A 25,931-nucleotide genomic window follows, 5' to 3' on the forward strand; every position below is an offset into this window, starting at 1 on the left:
GCATTTTTAGCGCAACTGCCTAAAACAAAAACAGGAAAAAGGGTGAAAGCGGGCTTCAAGATAGTTCATAATTTTATTATCTATTTTCCCCTCTCTGCCAGTGCTCCATCCACATTAGCTTTATCCATTTTACCAATCACCCACTCGCCTACCTTTTTACCTTGCTCCACACCTTCAGTAATAGCATCCATAAAATGAATGCCGCCGTAAAACCGCGAGATAGCGGCTTCTTCGGCCGCCTGGTTGAAAGAATTAAAATGTCGTGGTGGCAAACCGTAGCGTACTTCAACAGTATCGGTAAAACCAACATGCTCACCAAAATAATGCGAGAGTATGGTGGCCGAAGTAGTAGATATGCAGGAGTGCCCGCTCAGGTATTCGGGAAATGGTGGTGTTTGCAGCAAAGGTTTCCAACGCACATCTATCAACTGGCGGATAGCTGTTTCAGGACGAATACGGTTGCTGCGGTATTTTTCGTCCCAACAAGCCATAAAACTATCCATGAGCCCCATTGCTACTACGGTATGGATAAACAAGGTTTCTTCAAACGATTTGCCTGTTTGTCCACATACAATATTGGTAATGCCCAGCCAGTGTGCCCCGGGTGATATTTTCTTTAATCCAATCATCAAATGCCCCTGGTCTTGCACAGCAAATGGGTTGCAGTCCCAAAATGCTGCTATATGACGATTTTCTTCCGATAAGCTGTCTTCTGCCTGTTGATAATTGGCATACATCAACTTGTAAAAAGCGCTGTTTTTATCTTTGGAAAAAGGCGTTGGCGGCGCTACGCGAAACTGGCCGGCGGAGTCGAGCAAAAAAGGGCGCACCCTGCTAAAATAAGGCTCGATAGCTGCTATGTATGCAGGTGGTGTAGGATACCAGCAACCTTCTTTGTTAATGGGCGTATAGCGCGGCAGGTTGCTTAATTTATTGTAAGCGTCTGCCTTTGCATACTGCAATATAGACCTGCTGATCACCTGCGCATACCGGAGCGACTGCTCCACTGTTTCATCGTTAAAGCCAATGTTTTTGCAGGAGTCTAAAAATGTTTGCTCATACTTGTTCAGCAACGAGCCGGAAGGTTGCAGTTTTTTGGCAGTTTCTATCATTGCCAGCACCGCAGCCAACTGTGATGAATAGCCTTTGATGGAATCGGGCCTTGCGATAGCCGGATAATCACGCACAATGCCGTGCATGGATTTAAAAGCAGTATTATTTTCCGAAACAACTTCGTAACCAGCTAAACATGCATAACTAAAAAACCTTGCTGCCAGCGGCGGATTGGTAATGTCGTGGATCATTAGTTCGGTCATTTGGTTAATGACCTTACCAATGTCAGCGCTGGTTAATTGGGGAGCTCTTTTTTGTTGGCAACTGCTGTTTAGCAAGAGCACGACTACTGCAAAAACAAGAATCTTTTTCATGAAAAGCACTTTATCAATGCTGCAATAAATGTTTATTCTTTTTACCGCAAAGACACTGAAACGCGAAGAAATTTTGGTAGTGTTTTTAAATGTAAGATGGCTTAAAAGGAACCATAAATAAGGTGAACAGACATTCTTATTTTCTAAATTTATCAATACTATACAAATAAAAGCTATTTTAAATAGCATAGATCTTTAAAACCATCTTACATTCCGGAACACCACCGGAATTTTTTATTAGAACTAATTAAACATACAACCTTTTACGGTTGCTGCGCCTTTGCCGTTATATTTTTATCATTTTGTTTTTTAAACTGATACGCTTTCAACGGTGCCTGATTAATACCAAACAGCAAGGTATTATTGATAGAAAGTACGCTTCTTACATCGCCCCAGATATTAAAGCCCGACTGCCATTGCGGAATATATTCAAAGCTGCCTTTGCCATTGCCTTTTAGTAATACACCATAGTTTGCATCGTATTTACCAAAACGCAATCTTGCTCTGTTAATATTGCCGCATAGGAGTAAATCTTCTATACCATCGCTATTATAATCAAGCGGCGTAATGGTAAACACGGGCGACTCCTGTGCTTGTATGGGTAAAGGCTTGCTGATAAATTTTCCATTGGTGCCCATTTCAAAATACATAGTGCTTAAGCAATTTGCTGTTAAATGACCGGCATCTTTTAAATCATCGCTGCTAAAGACCTGCTGTATTGTTTGGTCTGCATAATCAGCATAGTTGGTATATTTTGTACGCATGGTGCTCATCTGGTCCAGCAGTTCATCGCGGGTTACATACGGATAACTTTTACCCTGAATATAAAAGCAAAGGATTGGATCTACCGAGCCATTGTCATCAAAGTCTTTGTAATACATCTCTGCCGGTTCTTTGTTGCTTACTTTACATTGCGTATTTAACCCCAAATTACCAATTACCAAGTCCGGCTTGCCATCACCATTCACATCATGTACTAATAGCTTGTTCCACCAGCCATTATACGATTTATCAAAATAATTACTTGTTTCATTTTGCAGCTTGCCATTTGCATTAATAAAAACAGATACGGGCATCCACTCGCCTACCACTATTAAGTCTTCTTTGTTATCACCATTTATATCCATCCATGCAGCATCGCTTACCATACCTGCACTTTGCAATACCGGTGCAATAGTTTTTATTTGATCGGTAAAATGCCCTTTGCCATCATTAATCAACAAAAAGCTTTGCGGTGTTTCGGGATAGTTGCCGGGAATCACACGGCTGCCTACAAATATATCGGGATGATTATCACCATTTATATCAGTTACCCGCACGCAGCCTTTGCTGGTAAGCATTTTAGGCAAGGCATCTGTACTTTTTGTGAAGTTTCCTTTGCCGTCATTCAGATATAAACGGTCTTGCAGCAACGGATCTTCCGGCTCAAAGTTGTGGTAGCCGCCACTGGCAACATACAAGTCGGTAAAACCATCGCCATTGGCATCAAAAAAAGCTGCATCAGCATCGGCACTCATTTTATCCGCATCCAAAGCCGGCTGCGCCATAGCTGCGAATGTGCCACTTTTTTGTTGTATAAAAATGGCTCCTGCCGTACCAGGCTCTCCGCCAATAAACACATCTTCCAATCCATCACCATTTACATCTCCTTTTATCATGCAGGGACCTGCAAAAGACATCGGATTTATCATTAATGGCTGGCGTTTAAAATCGTTGATATTATTGGAGGTTTGTTGAAATATAATGGGCGATTTTGTTTCGGTAAATAAAGTATTTGAAGGTGCATGGTAATGATAAGGCGCGGTGGCGTTTTTCTCTTCTAAAGTGAGCAGTTGGTTTGTTTTTATCTCCTTTAATAATTGCTGCTTGCCGCTAAGCCATACAATGCGCAGCGAATCAATCAGCACATTATTAGCCATCCCGAAGTGCACAATGGGCGATACCGAAGATTGATAACCACGTGCCGGCATTTGCTCTGCATACTGCACAGCACCTTTTGCATATACAAACACTTTGGCACCAATGCCCTGCGTATTCATGCCATCACCTTCCAGTTTTATTTGCAGATATTTATTACTGTTTTTTGTAGCAAGGTTATGATAAATAAATGCCGGTTTGTTGATGTTATTGACGATTAAATCGAGTGCGCCATCATTATCCAAATCAGCATATACACCACCATTGCTATTAGATGGAAGGCTAAAGCCCCAACTGTCGCTTACATTACTAAATGTGAGATTACCGTTGTTTTTAAACATGTAATTTACCACATCGCTCGATGTCATTTTTTGCACCAGGTCCAGTACATTTTGCCGCCGTATATCACCACTATTGTTTTGAATATAATCGTTCATGTATTTTAAAAAATCCATGTTGGTATAATCGCGGGTATAACCGTTAGTGATGAACATATCTTTCCAGCCATCGTTGTCGTAATCTGCCAGCAATGCAGCCCAGCTCCAATCGGTATTAGAGATGCCTGCCAATTGTCCCACTTCACTAAAAGTACCATTACCATTATTTACCTGCAGCATGTTGCGCATGTATTGGTAATAAAAACCGCTGGCAAGCATCAGATCATATTTCTCATAATTGTCGGGTGCCATCAGCATTTTCTGCCGGTGATTATCTTCGGGCAGCATATCGAGTGATAGAATGTCGGGCAGTCCATCATTATTTATATCACCTACATCGTTGCCCATTCCAAAGTGTGTGGTATGGCCTAAAGCCGTCTTTTTTACGTCGGTAAATGTGCCGTTTTTATTATTAATGTATAAATAATCCGGTACAGTATAATCATCGCAAATGTACATATCTGGCCAGCCATCATTATTGAGGTCTGCAATGCCTGCGCCCAGTCCATACGTCAATGAAGAACTGCTGATGCCGGAATCATCGGTTACATTCTTAAATACCTTTTTATCATTCCGGTATAGCTTGATGCCGATGTTTGGGTCTGCCTGTTGCAGTTCTGCTGCGGTGCTGGGAGCATCTAATACAGGTAATGAATTAGGGTTATGATTTAGTAACAACATATCCAAATCACCATCCCGGTCGTAATCGAAAAAATAGGCTTGTGTGCTGAAAGAAGAATCAGCGAGCCCATATTGCGCAGCCTGCTCCGCAAAATGCGGGATGCCACCTTTGTCGCTGCCTTGATTAATAAATAATTGATTGATCCTTTTTTCGGCACGTAGCTTACCACTGTAGCAAACATAAATGTCCAGCTTTCCATCGCCGTTTACATCGGCCATGGTTACACCGGTTTTCCAGGGACCAGGCCTGCCGGCAACACCGGACTGACCGGTAATGTCCTCAAATCTTAGTCCTCCTTTATTCAGGTACAATTTGTTATTAACCATGTTGCCCGAAAAATAAAGGTCCTGCAAGCCATCGCCATTTACATCGCCTGCAGCCACACCACCCCCATTATAAAAGTATTCATACATCAGCACATTGGTATTTAACCCTTCTTCCAGCACATTATTAAACGTAACACCGGTTTGCTCCGGTGGCAATAAGGCAAACATAGAATCTTTTTTGGTGGCTTTATTGTTTCCGGAAGGTGAAGAACAGGCAGTAAACAGCAAACTAATAAAAGCCAACAACAAGTTATAAGCAGCACTAAAAGTAAAGCGTGACAAAGCGGATAGAATTTATATGGAACAGAGATACTAAAAAAAATCAATGCCAGCGGTAAATGCCGGCATTGATTTTTAAAATAAAAGCTAAATAAATTATTATATCTTAATAACCCGGGTTCTGAATAAGCTTAGCATTCCTATTCATTTCATCGCGGCTGATAGGTCTAAAGTACATCTTATCTACCCATATCCTGTTTTCAAGCGAGTTGACTTCTGTAGGCGTATAAGTATAATCATAGATAGATTCATCTTTATGATATACGTCCTTCAATTCCTTACCTGGTTTAAATTTACCCACTACATTAATGTAAACTGTTTTTCTTCCCAGCGTTTCCGGAGCAATCATCCAGCGGCGGGCATCGTGATAGCGCTGCTCTTCGTAAGCCATTTCTATACGGCGCTCGTTACGGTATCGCTGCCGCAATGCATCGCCTGTTTCGGTAATTGCAGGCATACCAGCACGAAAACGAATTTTGTTCAGCCACGTCTTTGCTTCATCATCCAACCCCAATTCAATACAAGCTTCAGCATAGTTAAACACCGCTTCGGTATATCGGAAGAAAGGCCATGGAATGTATTGACGCGTTGTATTATCCACAATATTCGGATCAGGATCAATAAACTTTCTCATGTAATACCCTGTCCAGCTACCATTCCAGTTTTCAATTGAACTCTGGCGCGTATCTAATCCAGGAATGACCTTTAATTCATAGTTCCCTGTTTGTGCATTTTTAACCTTTAAATCATATTGTCCTACTTGTATTTGATTTACAGGATCTACATTGCCGGAGATTTTATCACGCGGTTTCCAGCCGGCACCATCATACAAAATGGAGGCATAAAAACGCGGATCTCTGTTATCGTAAGGATTTGCTTTTTCTGCAGGATTATTCCAGTCAAATTTAGTTCCGTCCATCATTTCATAATCATCTACCAGCTCTTGTATCGGCGAGTTGCCGGCCCAGTTGTGATAGCCATTGGGGCCATTTGCAAGACCTACATAGATGCCTGCATATTCATCTTTTTGAGGATCAAAATCTCTTTGGAACAACAATTCTACCGCTGCAGTTGCATCTACACCCGGCGCCTTGCTGCCACCACCCATTGATATAGAAATGTAATTTTGAATGGCTTCATCGCGGCTTGCCGGTGCAGCTAAATCGAGTTTATATCCGCCACCGCCCTGGTCCAACACTGCTTTGGCAGCATCTTTGGCAGCCTGCCAGCGGGCAGTACGGTCGCCACTTACATAACCTAAAAATTCAGGGTTGGGGTAAGCGGCAATAAGCGGAGATTTTGCTTTGGCAGTAGGAATATCGTGTAAATCGCTGGCAGCATACAGCAGCACTCTTGATTTCAATGCCAGGGCAGCTACTTTGGTTGCACGGCCTTTACCCAGTCCAGGCTTTCCATCCAGCAATAAAGCAGCACTATCACATTCGCTTATTATAAAATTCACACATTCTTCGTACGTATTACGGGGAACAGAATAATCTTCACCCAAACCATAGGTTTTAGTTATAATGGGAACTGCACCATAATAACGAAGCAATTGCTGATAATAATAACCTCGTAAAAAATGTGTTTCGCCACGTAAACGATCATTTAACTCCTGATTATCAAAAGTAGCTGTTGCAAGATTTTCCAGAGCGCTGTTAGCGGCTCTTATTTTCTTATACATCACATTCCAGTCGTAAGTATTACTAACCCATCCTGTATTTTCCGGGCTTAATAAGCCTTCATTAATAGTATTGATACCACGACCGGCATGTGTAAATACAGCTTCATCACTTAGCGAAGCCAGCATTTGCTCATCAAAACCGCCCATACCAAGACCTTGTGTATTTTGGTCGTTATATACGCCGTTTACAAAAGCTGTGGCCAGCGCTCCATCAGTCCAAACAAGATTGGAGGGCACCTGATCAAGTGGCTGCGTATCTAAGAAGTCCCGCTTGCAGGATGTAATTCCGCCTGCAAGCAGTAGTACGATAAAAAGAGAACCTGTTATTTTTTTCATGTCCATACGTATTTAAAAAGTGATTCTAACACCAGCATTCAGCACTCTCGATTGCGGATAATAATGACCATCGCTGCTGGTTGATTCAGGGTCATATATCTTCATTTTATCCCAGGTAACTAAATTAAATGCATTTACATACACTCTGAAGTTGCTGATGCCTGCTCTTTTGGTAAAGTCTGTAGGCACATTGTAGCCCAGTTCTATATTTTTCAGGCGTATATAATCGCTGCTTCTTAGCCAATAGGTATTATTTCCATAACCGCCGCCGGTATAATACGTATCTCCACGGTTAGCCAGGCGCGGATCTACACTGCTGGGGTTATCAACGCTCCAACGATGTGTCCAGGCATACTCTAAGTAGTTTCCTATATCGCCCGACTCGGTACCGATGTACAGCAAACCGCCCGCAGCGCCCTGGAACAAAGCAGAAAGGTCGAAGTTTTTGTAACGGAGATTAATGTTAAGACCACCTGTAAACCTGGGATCTCTGTTTTTATCAAGTCTTATCTGGTCGTCGCCATTAATTTTACCATCAGGTACCTTGGTTGGATTACCATTAGCATCGCGGCCGCCTATATCCTTAAACTTCATGTCGCCGGGACGAAGCTCATTGGTAACGCCACTGTAATCCAGTGTATTTTTATCAATATCTGCCTGATCTTTAAATACGCCATCGTATTCATAAGCAAGGAAGTTAGCACCATTTGTTCCAAAGCCGTGACCGGTAGCTCTCTGCCAGTAAGGAGCACCAGGAGCTTCATCATAGAACAGGATTTTATTTTTTGCATAACCGGCATTCACACTTACTGAATAAGAAAAGTCGTGCGAGGAGCCATTATAGCCTATGCTAAATTCCCAGCCTTTGTTTTCCACTTTACCAAAGTTTTCGGGAGGTAAAGTAATACCGGCACTGGCAGGGGTAGAACCACTTCTTTGCCACAGAATTTTAGTTCTTTTATTATAAAAATAATCGAATGTAAAATTGACTTTACCTTTAAACAAAGCACCTTCCAAACCTATATCAGAATTATTAGCTCTTTCCCAAGTAAAGTTCGGATTCACCAAATGTGTTTCATACAGAATTTTTTCAACCTGGTCATCTAAGACGTAAGTTGAGAAACCATTGGTATTAAGATATTGATATTCTTGTAAAGTACCATTATAATATACCTGGTCGTTGCCCATTTGTCCATAAGAAGCCCTTAGCTTCAGGTAATTCATGAAAGAAACATTATCCTTAAAAAAGTTTTCTTCCGAAATATTCCAGCCTGCAAGGATACCAGGGAAAAAGCCAAAACGGGAATCTTTTGGAAAGATGTAAGAACCATCATAGCGCCACAAGAACTCGGCTAAGTATTTTTCTTTGTAGTTATAAGCTACACGCCCAAAATAGCTTAAACGGGCCCGATCATAACCACTTCCTGTATTATCTTTTTGCTGATCACCACCAGCAAATAATTGGTCAACCAGCGGAGAAATAAAATACCTGCGGAAAGCATTAAAGTTATCGCTGCTCACCGTTTCACGCGTTACTGCAGCCAGCAGGTTGATAGTATGTGATCCTATTTTTTTGTCATAGTTCAGCATACCACCTAATAATATATTCAAATCATTTCTGTTGGAGAGCGTTAATCTCGGGTCTGTATAAGTTGACCGTACCGATTTGGTTAATACAGGTGTTACGCCATCATCTTCGTATGTAGAATGATCCCAGAAATACAGGTACCAGGGTGTCTGCCATAGTTTTCTGTTGTAGAAAGTTTTATCAACAGATGCAGTACCTGTCAGCTTCAATCCTTCTATACCCGGAATATTAATTTCTATTTTTCCATTCGTTTGAAAGTAATCGCGCTTATCATGGTCGTAACCGGTAGCATTTGTTGTAATCACTATTGGATTTTGACCGTTTTCGATGTCAGGACCGGGCAGACCATTAGGCCATACTTCAGGCTCTGTTGGCTTGCCACGCATCAGCATTCTGAATATAGAACCGGCACTTTCTGTAGGGAAGAAACGGTATTCTTCACGACCGCTTAATCCTAAAGAAACATTGATGAACTTGTTAACTTTTACATCCAGGTTTAAGCGGAGATCATATTGCTTGTAGCCGGTAGCTGAATTTTTATAAATACCATCCTGATCCGTATAGCCCAGAGAAGCAAGATACCTTACGTTCTCCGAACCACCACTTATCTGCACATTATGCTTGGATTGTGGTGCCCAGGTTTTAAGCGCATCGCCGTACCAATCGGTATTAGGGTGTCCCCAGGGATCGGAGCCGTCAGCATATTTTTGTATATCATCTGGCTGGTAGGCAGCATCTACAGTAGCACCGTTATCAGTACGGGTATAAGTACCGGTTGTTTTAAAAGCTTCCCAGGCTGCATTCCACTGGTCTGATGGTACGCTATTAAATAATACTAACTCATTATTAGCAGTGGCATATTGAACCGCATTCATCAGCTTTGGAATACGTGTGGGCTGTGCCCAACCCTGGTTGAAATCGTAAGACAAGATAGGCTTTCCGCTTTTACCACGTTTAGTAGTAATTAAAATAACGCCGTTAGCTGCTCTTGCGCCATAAATTGCGGCCGAGGCGTCTTTTAACACAGAAAAACTTTCTATATCTGCCGGGTTGATGCGATCCAGGCCACCTACACGATCAGGAATACCGTCTATTACAATTAATGCAGAACTGTTGCCCAAGGTATTGGTGCCTCTGATCTGAATGGCAGAACCATCATAGCCCGGCTCGCCGGTAGATTGTATGGTTGTTACGCCCGGTAAGCGACCAGCCAGTGAGTTGGAAAGGTTTACAACAGGCGATTTTTCCAGTTCAGCACCTTTTACCTGCGCCACTGCGCCGGTAACGGTTACTTTCTTTTGGGTACCATACCCCACTACCACTACTGCATCCAACTGGCCGGCCTCGGCAGCCTTCAGTACTACATTAATGGTAGATTGATTTCCTACGGGTACTTCCTGCGACTGGTAACCAATGGAAGAAAAAACAAGTGTGGAATTACTGTTGGGCACTGTAATTACAAAATTGCCATTGTCATCTGTGGTTACGCCGTTGCGGGTACCTTTTACAAGTACGGAAATGTTAGGAACAGCTTCACTTTTTTCGTTTGTTACTTTTCCTCTTACAGTAACAGACTGAGCTAGCGCAATTGCACTGATGCCTATGGTAAACAGCATACATGCAAATAGGTGCTTAGCTCTTCTAAGGAGAAAATAATGCATAAGTGTGGAATTAATTTAGGTTTGAAGTACAACGCAGCAATATCTGTAATGCAACAGGCATACAAAACACCCGCGGCAACACAGATACGATTTAATTAAAAAGAGCAATAAAAAACAAGCATCATTAAGTTTGTCTTGGTAGTAAAAGTAGCTTTTTCATAAGGAGTCAATTTTAGTTTAATTAAAAGTAATAGTCATTAAAAGCGATCTATGTTCAGAATATCTGTACCAATCTTGTACTAATCTTTTGAATAAGGATATCACAATAAAATAATCTTAATACGACATGTTAAAAGTAGTTAAAACCTTAGAATAAATGTTTTTTTAACATTTTTTATTTTAACCAATACTTTCTAAAAATAAACATCAAACTAATAATAATATTAAGCTGTTACTACATTGTTTAAATAAGGTAAGGTTTGATTAAAATACGGTTATGTTATTAAATTGTATAATAAACTAACATAACCAAAAGTGGCAGCAAATCTGCCTTTAAACTATTTGTTTTTCCAACTGAATAGCAAAAACTTTAGAGCATACTATTAATTTCTTATTGCCATTATATACGGAGACCCATAACCAGAGGTGTATTAGCTTCATTAAACTTATTATATCAAACAAAACCAGCCAGCATTAAACTTATTTTTTGCAAAACCATCTGTTAGAAAAAATAATACATGAAAAAGATTTTCTTCATCTGCCTGTTGGTGGTTACAGGCATGGGCGCAGAGGCGCAGGTATATGGAAGAATATTTATTGGTGGTCCGCGTTATGGATACCGGCGGCCGCCAGTTCGTATGCAAAGCCGGCCGCCGGCAAGAGCGCAATATGGACAGTACCGGCAGCGCCCACAGTTGCCCCCTTTTCAGCCGAGTGTCAACCTCAGTTTTGGTTACAGCTATCCCAACCTCGACTATATGCATTTTGCTGGTTTTTACAATATGTACAAAGGCAATGTGAGCACGCAAACCGGACCATTTACCGGCGCCATTGATTATCAGTTTAGCCGGTATATGAGTATAGGCATGCTGGGCACGTATGGCAAAGTAAGCCAGCCCTATTTTGCAATGGATAACAATACCAACATACCCGATATGACCGGCAATTATGAAAACTGGAGCCTCATGCTGAATGTGGTTAGTTATTTACCTACGCGTACCAGGGCCGTTTCGCCATACCTGCGCACAGCGGTAGGTGTTAACAAGTGGAAGCAGGATTATACCGATGCATCAGGAGCAAAAATGCCGGGCATTCCCGAGCCCTCTATGCTCGCCTATCAGGCAGCGCTGGGTGCCAAATTCAATCTATCGCCAAGAGCGGGCATCTTTATGGAGGCGGGTTATGGAAAATATATTGTAAACGGTGGGCTGGCGCTGAAGTTTTAATATAAAAAGACCTGTACTCTTTATTAGTTACAGGTCTTTTTATTTACAGTTGCTGGTAGTGGTTTAATTTATTCAATTCAAATATAGTGGTCTTACCATCTTCACTCTCGTGGTACATAGGTAAAAACTTAGCATTGTGTACAATCTCATCAAAGGTGTAAGAGGTGCGTCGCTGAACAGTATTCGCATACACTTCATCAAAGCCGCGTAATAATACATATATTTCCACATCAGCATTTTTCATATCATCTGGCGTGTAGCCATATAAAGGGCTGTCTTCATCCAACGGATGTACCACTGTCCAGTTCATCATCAGGCTATCCACACGATTTCTTTCGAGCGTTAAAGTATAAAATCTGGCAGTCAATTTCCCATCTTCTTCTATCTGCATAGCCATTGTTACCCGTATTTGCACATCGGTAAGAATATGCCCGTTTTTGTAGGGTGCCACCCTAAACATTAATCCCAACTTATCGTGGAATGGCGCTATCACTGCATGTTCGCTAAAAACAACATAAGCTCTTGGTTTTGCAAAACGCCCATATATTAAACCAGTTGCAATTGCAAAAGACAAAAAACCAAGCATTGCCTCAAAAGAAGCTACTAAATTTACACCATCGCCCACCGGGTTGATGCGCCCATAGCCAACTGTTGTAAAAGTTTCGGTGCTAAAAAAATACAGCTCTTTTATTTTACCCCATTCGGTGGTGGCCACAAAACCTGCAAAATTATCTGCGCCCATTGCCACATAAATACAGGTAAATAATATATTAATAAGTACAAAAAACAGTACAATAGCAAGTGCAAATTTCCGCCGCGGCATATTGAGCATGCTGTGATATACACTTAACCGTTGCGTGAAAGAAGCACCTTCGATCTTTACATTGAAGCTGCCATCTTTATTTACAAACCGACCGCCATACCCACTGGCATTGCTGCCAAAACCAGTATCATTATTACTGGCAAGCGCCTCTGTTCTTTTTCGCCTTATAGATGCCATAATACAAGGAATATTAGCAAAGGTTTATTAAGCAGTTAAAGCCGTCTTTTGTTTTTGAAATTGCATGTTGTGCAATTTTGAATAAAATCCGCCCAGTGCCAGCAGTTCTTCGTGCGTACCCATTTCTTTTATTTCCCCTTTATCCAGCACAATTATTTTGTCGGCTTTGCGGATGGTAGATAAGCGGTGTGCAATTACAATAGAGGTTCGTCCGGCTATCAATGTATCAATCGCGTGTTGTATCAGCAGCTCACTTTCGGTATCTATGCTCGAAGTAGCTTCGTCCAAAATGAGTATGGATGGATTGTATAATAAAGCCCTGATAAAAGACAATAATTGCCGTTGGCCAAGGCTCAACGTATTGCCCCGTTCCATCACATTAAAGTGATAGGCGCCGGGCAATTGCATAATGAAATCGTGCACACCAATCAGCTTAGCCGCTTGTATCACCTGCTCTTCGGTGATGGCAGGATTGCGCAGGGTAATGTTTTCCATTACCGAACCGGAGAATAAAAATACATCCTGCAACACTACACCAATTCTACTGCGCAAGGCATCCAGCTTGTAATCATCTATATTTACGCCATCCAGTAAAATGCTACCTTTTTGTATATGGTACAAACGGTTGAGCAGGCTAATAATAGATGTTTTACCGCTGCCGGTATGCCCAACCAAAGCCACGGTTTCACCGGGCTGTATAGAAAAGTTGATGTTTTTTAATACATAATGCTCATCATTATACGCAAACCATACATGATTAAAATCAATTTTACCGGTAACGGTTGCCGGTGCGTAAGTGCCTTGTTGTTTTACATAATCCGGATTATCCAGTACCGCAAACACTCTTTGCGAAGCAATCACGCCCATCTGTATCACGTTAAACTTATCGGCAATCACCCGCAACGGGCGGAAGATTTGATTTAAATATAAGATAAATGACACCAGCAAGCCTGCTTCCAGTTGCTTATCGGCAATCCACCACACCAAAATGCCAATGCTTACTGCCAATACAATTTCTACCACCGGAAAAAAAATGGAATATGCAAATATGGCTTTGATGTTGGCATTCCGGTGTTCCTTATTAATGGCATTAAACTTTTGATATTCTCTGTTCTCTGCTGCAAAAGCCTGCACAATTGCCATACCGGTGATGTGCTCCTGCACAAAAGCATTGAGCGCCGCTACTGCATTGCGCACCTGGATAAAACTCTTGTTTACACTTTCTTTAAAATAATAAGTAGCTAAAATGAGAATAGGAAAAGGAATCAAACTCACCAGCGTAAGTCGCCAGTCAATCCAAAACATGGTTGCAAGGGTAATAATTATAGAAAGCAAATCGGAGATGATAGGAATTAAACCATCTGAAAATATATCATTAATGCTTTCAATATCGTTAATGGTACGTGTGGTGAGTGTGCCGATAGGCGTTTTATCAAATTGCTTTAAATTCAGTCCTACAATTTTTTCATACACGGTAATGCGCATGTCTTTTACCACGCTTTGTCCCATCCAGGAAGTAACGAAGCCAAATAAAAACCGTACTGCCGTTTCTACAAAAATAAATATCACCTGAAAGACGGTAACAGCTACGATAAATTTTTCAGTTTGGGTAATACTGGTGTTAAATAAAAACCAGTTGAGCCAGCCAGGGACGTGCGATGCCTTGCTGGTTGCAGCATCCACGGTAAGCTGAATAAGATATGGGCGAACAGGTGCAAAAATGGCCAGTAACACCGCCATTACCAAACTGCTGTAAAACTGCATGCGATACGGCCGCACAAAAGTAAATACACGCTTTAGGGCAGTAACATTGAAAAACTTTTTTTTAGCTGCTTCACTCATGGTAAGTGTGCAAAGGTAAGCCCGAAGCGGCAATCGTTGAGGGCTACCAAAAGCGAATCATTTAAATAATTGTTAGACAATGGCTCACTCGCTGGCTTTGGTTACCCGTACATCGCGTATAAAACTCTCTTCGAGCGATATGAAAGTTTCGGTGCGCTCAATGCCTTTTATCTTTTGCAACTCATCGTGCAGTACAAAGCGCAACTGCTGAATGTTTTTGCAAATAATCTCGGCAAACATGCTGTAATTGCCGGTGGTATAGTTGAGACGTACAATCTCTGGTATCTTTTTTAGTTCTTTTGCCACGGTATCGTAGAGCGAACTTTTTTCGAGGAAAATACCAATGAAAGCAATTACGTCATAGCCTAATTGTTTAATGTCCACGTTGAGTTTGGTACCTCTTACAATACCGGCTTCTTCCAGTTTTTTAATGCGTACATGGATGGTACCGCCGGAAACAAACAATTTTTTGCCTAAATCGGCATACGAAATCTCAGCGTTTCCCATCATTTCCTGAATAATTTGGAAATCGAGTTTATCTAAGTTAACTTTAGTGCCTGTTTGACCTTGCATATTAAATATTTTCCAAGTGAAGTTGCAATTTATTAAATAGAATCTAAACTTTAAAAATTTATCTTGAATTTATTGCAATAATACAGGAGAATGTTTTAATATTGCACCCACAAACGAGTTCTTATATACTGTGGGGTGATGAAATCCTTTGGCAGACATGCCCTCTCGTCTCGGGGGTGAGGACAACAGGACAAACTAAGCATAGAGCCGACCAAACTCGCGTTCGGCCGACCGGGGTTGACCACCAAGCTTTTGTGTTTAGCTAACTGCCTCGTGTAGGTTCGAGTCCTACCCCTACAGCTATTAAAAGCCTTTAGTAAATTGATATTCAATTACTAAAGGCTTTTTTGTTTATGTATTGGAGACAATAAAGGATAATAATTCATTATTCTATTGTAATCCTTAATAGCAAATCTTTTTATAATAAAGCGCCTTAAAACTCATTGGCTTATAGTATTTAAATACGCAAGTAGTTTCTTCAGGTCTTCTTCTTTGGAGAAGTCTATCTTATTCTCATTTAAGTAAGCTGCTAAGCCTTTTCTCTTACTAAACATTTTCAGCACATTCCTTTTAGTAGCAGGTAAAAAGTGATAATATGGGTCACCGATGTAATAGAAAATGTGTGTTATAAAAATCAACTGCTTGTTCTCTGTCAGATGTAGTGTTCGTGCGCCAATGTTTAAGCTGCTGTAATTTTCAATACCGCCTGAAGATGTGTAATTCTCGAATCCTCCTCTTTTCTTTATATCTGCCAGCCTCATTTTTTCACTTTTTGCAAGCTTTGCACTTGTATTCCCTGCGATAAACTGGAGATATACATTGTCGTAATAGAATGTATCCTGGTTAATTGAAATGCTCCTAATAGTATTCTCGTTAGCTAAAGAAAGCGTGTCACCCTTTAGACTTACAAACTGCACCTCACCCAACAATAAGTTATAATTCAGAAAAGAGCTGCCTTTAGTACCATCTTTAAATGTAACGCGCCCGGAAGTAAAGGAAGAATATTTGTATTTAACAGAATCAGGTATGCTTGAATTAATATCATCGTTACCCTGTACAATCCACCTTTGATTTTGAGCGATTGTATGACAACAAAGCACAAGACAGATTAGGATAAATGAAACTTTAAGTTTCATGTTTGCTTTATATTTTAAAAGATAAAAATAAGAAACTTATTAGTAGCCTTGATCTATAATATGACTACTAGTTATAAGATCCTCACCGGGTTTATAAGCATGCTTAATAGTAGATGCAATTTAAAAAATATAGTAACTGCCCTATGTCTTTCTGTCCTTTTAAAAGTTAAGCAACAGCAATCAAAAAGTATTTTCTATTATTTATATACTATAAACCACGTTGGTGTATAGAATTATTTACTAAATTTTTTGGCAATACAGAGTACTATCCTACTTTTATACTTTAGATAGGTACATATAATTTCTTAATAGCACCAGAAGCAGCCACCAGGCATGTTCAGTAATGGCATGTTTAACCGCTTTTTTGTTTTTAGCTGCTAAAAAAGCAGATACTGTACAAGAGAAATTGTTACGAAGTGCCATCCGTGGCTCCTTTCACTTTAAAGCTGATAGCAAAAATAAATCACTCTTTCAAAAGATTCAAAGTAAGTAAAGCACTGCCTCATTTTACTTTCTTTCTTAATCTCCCCAGTTCTTTTGTTCTTCAAACAACAGCATTCCCGTTTATTTTTATTAAAAAGCAATTTCGTATTAAGTAAATAATTATTTTTCCTGTTCAAAAAAACCATTTACTTATGAGAAATTTAGTCTTAATTGCTACTGCTGCTGTAGCACTATTGTTGGTGCAATCCTGTTCAAAAAAAGAGATATCCAGCCCGGCAAGTACTAATGCAAGCTTGCAAACCAATGTAATGGAAACCAGTGCGCTTGCAGCAGCACGCACCTCACCTGCAGCGGGGAACTACACAGTAACCAAATTTGTTGATGACAGTATCCCTAGCACACGCATTTTCAAGGGATATGTATTTACTTTTAGGTCCACCGGCAGATTAGTTGCAAAAGTGGACGGCAGCACATATGTTGGCACCTGGGAAATGAAAGATAACAATACCAAACTTGAATTGGACATTGAAGGCACTGATGCACTGAAAGAAATTGACAGAGCCTGGGATGTAGTGACCATAACAAATACTAAGATTTCACTTAATCATGACGGTGCAGACGATATATTGGTATTCACCAAACAACAATAAAAACGGAGAAGCATACTTGTAAAACACTTTATTAAATCCTTCAGCAATAGAAAAGCTGGTCCTGGACCAGCTTTTCTATTGCTGGCTCATCTATTAAGATTGATATTAGATGTGCTATCTGCACCTTTGAAAAGGCATCATTTACAACATGCCTCACAAATACATGCATTTAAAAATGTAAAGACAAGCAAGCCCTGTTGCTTAGCATAGAGCAAGCAATAAAATTAAGCAACTAAAGCACTACCACTCCAAATAACTGTTTTACCCCCTTAGAAGCTGGCATTAATCTCTTTCCAGTATCTGAAACTTAAGATACCAGAGTTCATTCTTCAAGGCTTCTAAGCCAATATGTGGGCTCCCTTTCAGGATCGCTTTTACGAGCAAATCATCTGCTGCAATTATTGCCTCGTCCAACTCCCTTAATAACTCAGGTAAATTTTTGTTTTCCGCAATCTCATGCGTAATGGATTGGTACCTTGCTTTTGCTTTTTTTACGTTTTCAGAAAGTAGAGGTGTCACCATAGTGTACATTTTTGATTATAGCATAAAGTTAATTCATTTTTACACCCGTTGTACGGTTTATTATTTATATGTTTTTCAATTGGTTAGCCACCGGAAATAAAGAGTCTGGTTGCCAGTAATCAGGCAAAAATTACCGTAGTAAAAATTCTTGCAATGGCAAGCTGCAAAACACCCGGTTGCCCGCGGGTAAGCAGCCGGCATCTTTCTTATTTTTTAAATGTACACCTGTGGGCAATCAGATTGCCGCTAAATCGCCTTACATCACCTCTATTTTCTGCTTATTCCTTTTCTCAGTGATTAACAGTTGCAAACATTTTATTATCCCGGTTATTTACTACCGTATTAACATTTATGGCTCTATAGTACTTTTTTGATACAACCCTAACTAGTTGGAACTTCTTTTTTATTATAGGACTTATCTCCATTCATTAAACCTTTATCCCATAATGGGAAATAATAGTATTTAGATTTGTCACTAAATAATTGATATTCAGCAGTATTTTTTCTGGCACATCCTTCGCTTTATCTGCGCCGAATATTTGAGAGGAATAATTCATATATAAATGGCGAATACCCAATCCCTTTTGAGATTACTCCCACTCAGAAATCCAATTTATCAACCAAAACTTAACAGCCAAAACTTCAATCGGTATGCAAAAATTATTTACTCTTTTAGGCGCTGCTTTATTACTGGTATCTAATATATTATTTGCACAAAACTGCCCCACTGACCCAACTTACAAAAACCAAAACGGCAATTTTGATTTATCTACAGGGCGTTCGTTTGTGATCAATGATGGCAAAAGCTATACTGTTACCATACAAAATAATTTTTCTGCAACTTCTTCTATTTGTATAACTAATGGCTCTACGCTTAATCTTAAATTCAGTAATCTTAATTCTCCTGTGGCCGGAGGAAGTATTTACGTAGATGGCACTTCAAAGCTTAACCTCATTGGCAGTAATGTAAATAATTTTCCACTTACGATTATTAATTATGGAGCAATAACTCAAAGCACCATCTACAATTTTAAAAATGGTGCTATTATCAATAACTATGGAACATATACCGCTTCCAGCAATTTCAACTTTAACAGCGGTGCTATAACGCTGAACAACAGCGGTAATTTTACCTTTTCCAGTTTAGTACAATTCAATACCGGAACTTTCGCTATTAATAATCTTTCTACAGGTGTTATGACATTTAATAGTGCTGAAAATATTGCCACTGTTAATTTTTCTAACAAAGGCACTGCAAAATTTAATGGCTCGGTAGTAATACAAAATGATGCCCGTTTTTATAATAGTGGCTATATATACCTCAAGAATACAAGCGACTTAACTATTAATGATGGCAATATTACCAACTATGGAATTATTAATACGCAAGGATTCATTTCACTCAATAAAGATGGCGCACTGGTTAATTATTGCACTATAATTTGCGGACAAGATTTTAGCAATAATAATGGAACTGTAACTAATAATGGAAAGTTGCTCTTAACTACAACAGCTCCAGGGTATTTGTTTTTCAATCAGGGAGTATTTGTAAACGGACCAAATGGCTTTGTGCAAGGTTACGATTATCATAACACAAGCGGAAGCATTACTGGTGGCGGAAATTTCTATTTTACTAATACAACCAAAAACCAAACTTCCTTTAACGGCAGTGCAGCTAACCACATTAATTTTTACGATGCAACTCCCTGCTCTCTTGGCAACGGATGCTCTGTCAATGATATTTTTGACGTTCAAAATACAACTCCACTTTATACCACTAAAAATAAAATTACTCCCGTTACCGATGTTAACACCACAGCTTGCGGCGATCCTGCGTCGCCAGTCATTACTACACAGCCACAAACAGCCTATTTGTGCAACAGCAGTACTACATCAGCAACTTTTTATGTAGTTGCCAGCAGCCCTTATAGCAGCATCAGTTATCAGTGGAGCAAAAATGGTAATGAAATTACAGGCGCTACTGCCAGCAGTTATACAGCAACCAATCTTACACCGGACGATACAGCCAATGTATATAGCGTAGCACTTACAAACTCGTATGGCACTACTATTAGTAATGCAGCCGGTGTTAAATATATTATTCTAGTGCAACCCATTAATGCCAGGGTGGCCACTGGCAATGCAGTTTCGTTTACCATCCAAACCTCCGGTGAAACTACAATCCAATGGTATAAAAACAGTACCAGTATCCTTAACGCTAATTTGCTCTCTTACAACATACCGGAAGTTAACCTTGCCGATTCGGGAAAATACACCGCACTGGTCACTTATACTGGCGGCACCTGTGTAAGCAATTCGGCTGTACTTAAACCTGCTATCATTTTATATTCAAAAGCAAACGGCAATTTGAATGAAGTAACTACCTGGGGTATCAATACGAATGGTACTGGCAGTACACCAGTTAACTTTACGAGGGAAGAACACACCTTTGTGGTTGCCAACCGCACTGAGATTGAAACCGGCGATGATATAACGATGGCAGGCACGCTCGATCTGGCAAATGGCATTGTAAATATAACCCCGGGCAGTACCCTTAATGTTGGACGCATTATCCGCTCGGCTGATGCCGGCGCTTTCAGTGGCTCTGCTACTTCCAGCCTTACTGTTCACGGCATCAGCAACAGCAAATATGCCGGCGCATCCGACCTTTATTTTAAACCCGGTGCCAATGTATTGCAATATCTTACCACTGCCGCACATGTAGTAACGCTCCACCATGCGCTGAATATTACAGCGGGTAGCAATCCGGGCTGGCTACAGGTAAATAGCGGTACTTTCGAGACTTCCAATTTGCTTACGCTAAAAAGTGATGCACTTGGTACTGCTATTGTAGCAGAGTCGTACGGCACTATCAACGGCAAAGCGACTATTGAGAGATACATGCCTGCACGCCGTGCATGGCGCATTATGTGCGCCCCGGTTACAGCGGTAGATGCGCCTACCATCAATGCAGCCTGGCAGGAAGGTGCTACCAATAGCACCGATAACCCGCAACCCGGCTATGGCACACACATTACTTATGGCAGTATTGCAGACGGCTTTGATCAAAATCCACAAAAAACATTCAGCATGTATTACTTTAATACGGGCAAATGGTACGGCATACCGGCTACCAACAAAACGCCGGTTACTAACTACCCTGCTTACCTGTTTTTTGTACGTGGCGATAGGTCTTACGATATCACCAATACTACCAACACCACCACACCCAGCCCAACTATATTGCGTACTACCGGTTATCTCAACCAAGGGCAACAGGCAGATATAATAGTGAACAATACTGGTTTTACTTTAGTGCCAAACCCCTATGCAAGTCCTATTGATTTTGAAAAAATGTACAACAATGCTTCCAATGTAAAGCATACGATACGTGTGTGGGATCCTTCATTAGCAGGCAGCAAAGGCGTAGGTGCTTATGTAACGCTCGACTGGACAGGCAGCAGCTATAAAGCAACCCCAACATCTTCCATGACTAATATTATTCAACCTTATCAGGCGTTTTTTATACAAAGCAATACTACCGGCACTATCGGCAAAATCAGTATTAACGAAGAAGCTAAAAACATTAAAACAGTAACTAATCCATTTGGCCGAAGTGCAGCAGCACGCGAGACACAGGATGGAATGTTAGAAATCAACCTGAATGTTTTTAACGACGATAGTACAACCGGCATTGCCGATGGTGTTCTCTACCGCTTTAACGATGCATACAGCAACAGCGTAGATGAAGAAGATGTAGATAAGCTTAGCAATTTGTACGAAAACCTTGGTATTTTAAGCAATAATATGTTACTTACTATCGAAAGGCGTGTAATGCCTGTTGCAAACGATACGTTGCACCTGTATTTAACCGGCACCAAAACTACCAGTTACCAGTTGGAAATTATACCGCAGGCATTTGGTAAAAACGCTTTTCTGTATGATAGCTATGTAAAGCAATTCTATCCAATCAACCCGTCCGACACCAACCGCTTTACCATCAGCATAAACACGGCCGATGCACTTTCCAAAGCAGCCAACCGCTTTAGTATTGTACTGCAAAACAGTGTTGTACTGCCGGTTACTTTTAGCTCCGCTAAAGCGTATGCCAAAGGAAAAACAGTACAGGTAGAATGGAAAGTAGCCAATGAAACAGAGGTGCAGTATTACGAAATAGAAAAATCTGCCAATGGTACCTCTTTCACCAAAGCAGGTGAGGTAAAAGCTACCGGCGCCATCAGCTACAGTTTTAATGATGCTACACCGTTTGATGGAGATAGTTATTATCGCATTAAAAGTGTGGATAAATCCGGCAAAACAACGTACACTACTGTAATGCCTGTAACCATCAGCAATAATGCAGTAAGTAGTCTCCGTATTTATCCCAATCCGCTTAAAGGCAAATCATTCCAGATACAGTTTAGCAATAAAACAGCAGGCACCTACAGGCTTGAACTGGTAAGCAGCAGTGGTAAGCAACTGTTTACTCAAAACGTTCACTACAATGGCGGTACAGCAACGTTTACAGTACAACTGAAAAATGCACTGGCAAGTGGTCTTTACTTCGTCAAAGCTACTGCAGCAGATGGCACTACGGAAGTAATAAAAGCCATCGTTCAATAATGAGGTTTTAATCCTTTCTCTTATAACAAAAGAGTCCTGCTTGTGGCAGGACTCTTTTTATTTTCCTTCCTTATGAAACTAAACCTTACACTTTACGCACTTCTTTTTTAAACTTGATATCTTTTAACGGGATGGGCGATGGCACTATATTTTTTACGGGTGTGGTTGTTTTAAGATATGCATAAATGGATTTTAAATCTTCGTCATTCAACTTCCTGAAATTTTGCCATGGCATAGGCGGCAATAAAGTACGCGCTCCATCTAACCCTTTCGACTTGCCTTCGCGAATAGCTTTTATAAATTGCGCCTCTGTCCATTTGCCAATCCCTGTTTCGTCCGATGTAATATTTGCTGCAAAGCTTGCTCCCCAAGGGCCAATTGCTGCCGTAAGATCGGGACCAAACAATGCCCAGCCATTTTGTACAGTTTCATTATCGGCAGGTGGCAGCGGCCGTTGCGCCGGATAGCCCGAAAAGCGTAAAGCAGCATCTACTTCAGGTCCGTGCGGGCCCATTTTTTTGGGCGAATGACAATCATCACAGCCAATGGCATTCACCAGGTATTCGCCGCGCGCAATCAACTGCTTACTATAGCGGGCATCATCTTGCGCCACTGGCTTGCTGCTGGTAATATTACAACTGCTAAGCACATATATGATTGCCGAACATACAAAAAGAAGGAAAGTTATTGTTTTCATAGTAACAAGGTTTTGATGGTGGTAGTTTGTGATGGTGTTTAATGCGTTAGTTGAATAAATGGGAAATACTGTAAAACCAGAATAAAAGTATTTTCGTTCACGCGCCTTGTCAATGCAGCGGTGCATGAAATGGAAGAAAGGAATGATGAAATGTAAAAATTCGGGCAACGATTGAAGCCGGGGTGCAAGCAATTACCACCATTTTGTGCAAAGCATTATACAAAACAGTGTAAATGGGATAACTTTTATAAAAGTTCAGGGATAAAAAGTGAATGCAAAATAGCTCCTGTAAAGGCTGAAAATAGCTCGTATAAACAGAATGTAAATTGAAAAACGCTTTTTATGTAAATTATTTTACGGTAGTGTATAATTGCTTGGCGGCAGTTTTTACCACAACAGCATCATAAACACATAGAAGCAACCACATGGAAAAATTATGTAAAAACCTGTGTATTATTGTGCCTGCATCATATACAATGAAAAACAGGAGCCGATTTACAAATAAAAAAACAGTCTTATCAATTCAACATTTCATGCACCTAAATGATTGTATGTTCACAACAATATTATTTGATTCTAAAACGCCTCAAAGCAGTCATAATTTCGTTGATGAATAATTTTGCCGTCTTTAAAATCTATAAACATGGCAAAGTGCGCTTTCATTGTTTGCCCGGCATTCAGTGTGCCAATGTGCACGTTTAAAACGCCGCTCCAGTCCAGTTCCAGCACTACCGTATTATCCTGTACAATGGCATTCCTTATTTGATAGTCCTGGCTTTTTACAATCTTTTTCCCCTGCTCTGCCCGTTCCAGCAATGTATTTAAATCGCTCGTACTGCCATTGGGATTCAAGCGGTTAGGCATTTCTACCTGCTTCACATCTTCATGAAAAAAAATAGCTAAATCCTTACCGGTTTTACCTAGCTTCAGTGCTTTCAAATAATTTTTGGCAATAGTTAATATATCAACACTCATAATTTAAATACTTTAATTGGGCTGCAAATTTACAAAACAGAAAAAGGAAAGAACGTGAAGATATGGCAGTATCTTCTACGGCTGAGAACAGGGGTAAATGGAGTTTATGCAGAGAAATTTTTAAAATTTAAATGCCGGTGTTTTCTATTAAATACTCCGCGAAACCTCTTATTACTCCTGTGCTCCGTGGTGAAAGAAAAGCCGATGTAACTTAAATGTGGAAAAATTACGGCTTGCTAACGCTTTTAGTAAATAAACTGTTCGTAATATTGACTTACAAATACTTTCTTATGCCAACAGAAATCAAGTGCCCGGGATGCGGACATCAGTTTGAGCCAAACGATGTCATACGCGAGGAGGTGCAAAAAGAATTACTTACTAAAGCCAAAGAATGGCAAAAACGCAAAGACGAGGAGTTTAAACAAAAAGAAGCGGCGTTATTAAAACAACTGCAACAAAAACAGGAAGAAGCTGATAAGCGCATAGAAGAAGAAAAACAACGCATGCAGCAAACAATGGAAGCCACACTACGCAAAACCATTGCTTCCGATTTTGAAAACCAATTAAAACTATTGCAAGACTCCTGTAGCGAAGCCGAAGAGAAGCTGAAACTATCACGCAAGAAAGAATTAGAATATCTGCAAAAAGAACAGGAGCTAAAAAATAAAGAAGAAGAGTTGGAACTGCAACTGCAAAAACGCCTGATAGATGAGCGCAATAAACTGCAGGAGCAAATAAGAAGCATGGAAGAGCAACGCATAAGGCAAATGGAATTGGAGTTTACGCTTAAGCTGGCAGAAAAAGAAAAGCAACTGGAAGATCAGAAAAAGCTGGCAGAAGAAATGCGCCGAAAAGCCGAGCAGGGCAGCATGCAACTGCAAGGTGAAGTGCAGGAATTATTGCTGGAAGAAATATTACGTACTGCTTTTGTGTTTGATAAAATAGAGCCGGTAGGCAAAGGCGTGCGGGGCGCCGATTGCATTCAGATCATTTGCAATAATCACGGGCAGGAATGTGGCAAGATTATTTACGAAAGTAAGCGCACATTGGCTTTTTCTATCGACTGGATAGATAAGCTGAAAGCCGATATGCGCGCGCACGGTGCCGATGCTGCCATTATCGTTACACAAGTATTACCGAGAGATATGGAGCGTTTTGGCGAGCGCGAAGGTGTGTACATCTGCACGTTCTTAGAAGTAAGAAGTTTAGCAGCCATCCTGCGCACCGGCGTAATGAAAGTATTTGCAGCTACTAAAAGCCAGGAAAATAAAGGTGAAAAAATGCACATGCTCTACGATTATCTTACGAGTGTAGAGTTTAGTGAGCAATGGAAAGCCATCCGCGAAGGTTTTTTAAGTATGAAAATGAGTATTCAAAAAGAGCGCGATACGATGGAAAAACTGTGGAAAGCCCGCGAAAAACAATTGGAAAAGGTATTGCTGAATGCAGCGCATGTCAAAGGCTCGATAGAAGGTATTGCCGGCAGCGATGCGGTAAATTTGTCGTTGTTGGAAGAAGAAGTATTGATAGCTGTGGACTGATGTTTTTGTTTTGAATTACTAAGCCACTAAGTAAAGAAGTTATACAAAGAACTATTAAGAAGGCTGAGCACTTTATATAAAGTGCTCAGCCTTTTTGTTTGTAAAGTAAATAAGTGTTCACATTGCAAAAAGAAGTCTGTTTCTTTAAAAAACTTTGTGTTCCTCTTTGTCTTTTTGGCTCAAACATACCTTTGCGTCTTTGCACC

General features: G+C 40.5%; 15 protein-coding genes. 4 read left to right on the top strand and 11 right to left on the bottom strand.

The features are described 5' to 3' along the window. Positions 1 to 80: 80 nt before the first annotated feature. The 4 genes from FC093_RS10820 to FC093_RS10835 form a co-directional block, all read right to left on the bottom strand. A complete protein-coding gene (locus FC093_RS10820) occupies positions 81 to 1,427 on the bottom strand; it encodes a vanadium-dependent haloperoxidase (protein ID WP_137261792.1) in 1,347 nt (448 codons plus the stop codon). 263 nt (positions 1,428 to 1,690) lie between these two features. After that, positions 1,691 to 5,071 (bottom strand): VCBS repeat-containing protein, encoded by a 3,381-nt coding sequence (locus tag FC093_RS10825; RefSeq protein ID WP_240743262.1) that lies wholly within the window; start codon positions 5,069 to 5,071, stop codon positions 1,691 to 1,693. A gap of 103 nt (positions 5,072 to 5,174) precedes the next feature. After that, on the bottom strand, positions 5,175 to 7,088 hold the full coding sequence (locus FC093_RS10830; protein WP_137261793.1) for a RagB/SusD family nutrient uptake outer membrane protein: 1,914 nt from the start codon (positions 7,086 to 7,088) through the stop codon (positions 5,175 to 5,177). A 12-nt stretch (positions 7,089 to 7,100) separates the two neighbouring features. Further along, positions 7,101 to 10,292, bottom strand: coding sequence for a SusC/RagA family TonB-linked outer membrane protein (locus tag FC093_RS10835; protein ID WP_240743263.1), 3,192 nt, complete (start codon positions 10,290 to 10,292; stop codon positions 7,101 to 7,103). 722 nt (positions 10,293 to 11,014) lie between these two features. Between FC093_RS10835 and FC093_RS10840 the strand changes: the two genes are divergently transcribed. Continuing rightward, positions 11,015 to 11,722 (top strand): porin family protein, encoded by a 708-nt coding sequence (locus tag FC093_RS10840; RefSeq protein ID WP_137261795.1) that lies wholly within the window; start codon positions 11,015 to 11,017, stop codon positions 11,720 to 11,722. A gap of 43 nt (positions 11,723 to 11,765) precedes the next feature. Here FC093_RS10840 and FC093_RS10845 read toward each other — a convergent pair whose 3' ends face one another. From FC093_RS10845 to FC093_RS10860, 4 genes are all read right to left on the bottom strand, one after another. After that, positions 11,766 to 12,722 (bottom strand): ion channel, encoded by a 957-nt coding sequence (locus tag FC093_RS10845; RefSeq protein ID WP_137261796.1) that lies wholly within the window; start codon positions 12,720 to 12,722, stop codon positions 11,766 to 11,768. A gap of 27 nt (positions 12,723 to 12,749) precedes the next feature. Beyond that, on the bottom strand, positions 12,750 to 14,564 hold the full coding sequence (locus FC093_RS10850; RefSeq protein WP_137261797.1) for an ABC transporter ATP-binding protein: 1,815 nt from the start codon (positions 14,562 to 14,564) through the stop codon (positions 12,750 to 12,752). A gap of 84 nt (positions 14,565 to 14,648) precedes the next feature. Beyond that, the gene (locus FC093_RS10855) at positions 14,649 to 15,137 is read right to left on the bottom strand and encodes an Lrp/AsnC ligand binding domain-containing protein (protein ID WP_137261798.1); all 489 of its coding nucleotides are present in this window, start codon (positions 15,135 to 15,137) and stop codon (positions 14,649 to 14,651) included. A 440-nt stretch (positions 15,138 to 15,577) separates the two neighbouring features. Continuing rightward, positions 15,578 to 16,273: a hypothetical protein gene (locus tag FC093_RS10860; RefSeq protein WP_137261799.1), complete on the bottom strand. Its 696-nt coding sequence runs from the start codon at positions 16,271 to 16,273 to the stop codon at positions 15,578 to 15,580. Between the two features lie 635 nt (positions 16,274 to 16,908). On the opposite strand from FC093_RS10860, the gene FC093_RS10865 reads away from it, so the two are divergent. Then, positions 16,909 to 17,367 (top strand): hypothetical protein, encoded by a 459-nt coding sequence (locus tag FC093_RS10865; protein ID WP_137261800.1) that lies wholly within the window; start codon positions 16,909 to 16,911, stop codon positions 17,365 to 17,367. A gap of 282 nt (positions 17,368 to 17,649) precedes the next feature. On the opposite strand, the gene FC093_RS10870 is transcribed toward FC093_RS10865, so the two are convergent. Next, a complete protein-coding gene (locus FC093_RS10870) occupies positions 17,650 to 17,889 on the bottom strand; it encodes a hypothetical protein (RefSeq protein ID WP_137261801.1) in 240 nt (79 codons plus the stop codon). A 651-nt stretch (positions 17,890 to 18,540) separates the two neighbouring features. Between FC093_RS10870 and FC093_RS10875 the strand changes: the two genes are divergently transcribed. Next, positions 18,541 to 22,512 carry a T9SS type A sorting domain-containing protein gene (locus FC093_RS10875; RefSeq protein WP_137261802.1) on the top strand — a complete coding sequence of 1,324 codons (3,972 nt, stop codon included), beginning with the start codon at positions 18,541 to 18,543 and terminating at the stop codon, positions 22,510 to 22,512. Positions 22,513 to 22,597: 85 nt separating this feature from the next. Here the strand turns inward: FC093_RS10875 and FC093_RS10880 are convergent, their stop codons facing one another. Both FC093_RS10880 and FC093_RS10885 read right to left on the bottom strand, forming a co-directional pair. Beyond that, the gene (locus FC093_RS10880; protein WP_137261803.1) at positions 22,598 to 23,209 is read right to left on the bottom strand and encodes a c-type cytochrome; all 612 of its coding nucleotides are present in this window, start codon (positions 23,207 to 23,209) and stop codon (positions 22,598 to 22,600) included. Between the two features lie 576 nt (positions 23,210 to 23,785). Then, the gene (locus FC093_RS10885; RefSeq protein ID WP_137261804.1) at positions 23,786 to 24,184 is read right to left on the bottom strand and encodes a nuclear transport factor 2 family protein; all 399 of its coding nucleotides are present in this window, start codon (positions 24,182 to 24,184) and stop codon (positions 23,786 to 23,788) included. 290 nt (positions 24,185 to 24,474) lie between these two features. Here FC093_RS10885 and FC093_RS10890 point away from each other — a divergent pair, with 290 nt between their 5' ends. Then, positions 24,475 to 25,725 carry a DUF2130 domain-containing protein gene (locus tag FC093_RS10890; RefSeq protein WP_137261805.1) on the top strand — a complete coding sequence of 417 codons (1,251 nt, stop codon included), beginning with the start codon at positions 24,475 to 24,477 and terminating at the stop codon, positions 25,723 to 25,725. The last annotated feature ends 206 nt before the right edge of the window (positions 25,726 to 25,931 follow it).

The organism is Ilyomonas limi, assembly GCF_005233845.1.
Lineage (GTDB): Bacteria > Bacteroidota > Bacteroidia > Chitinophagales > Chitinophagaceae > Ilyomonas > Ilyomonas limi.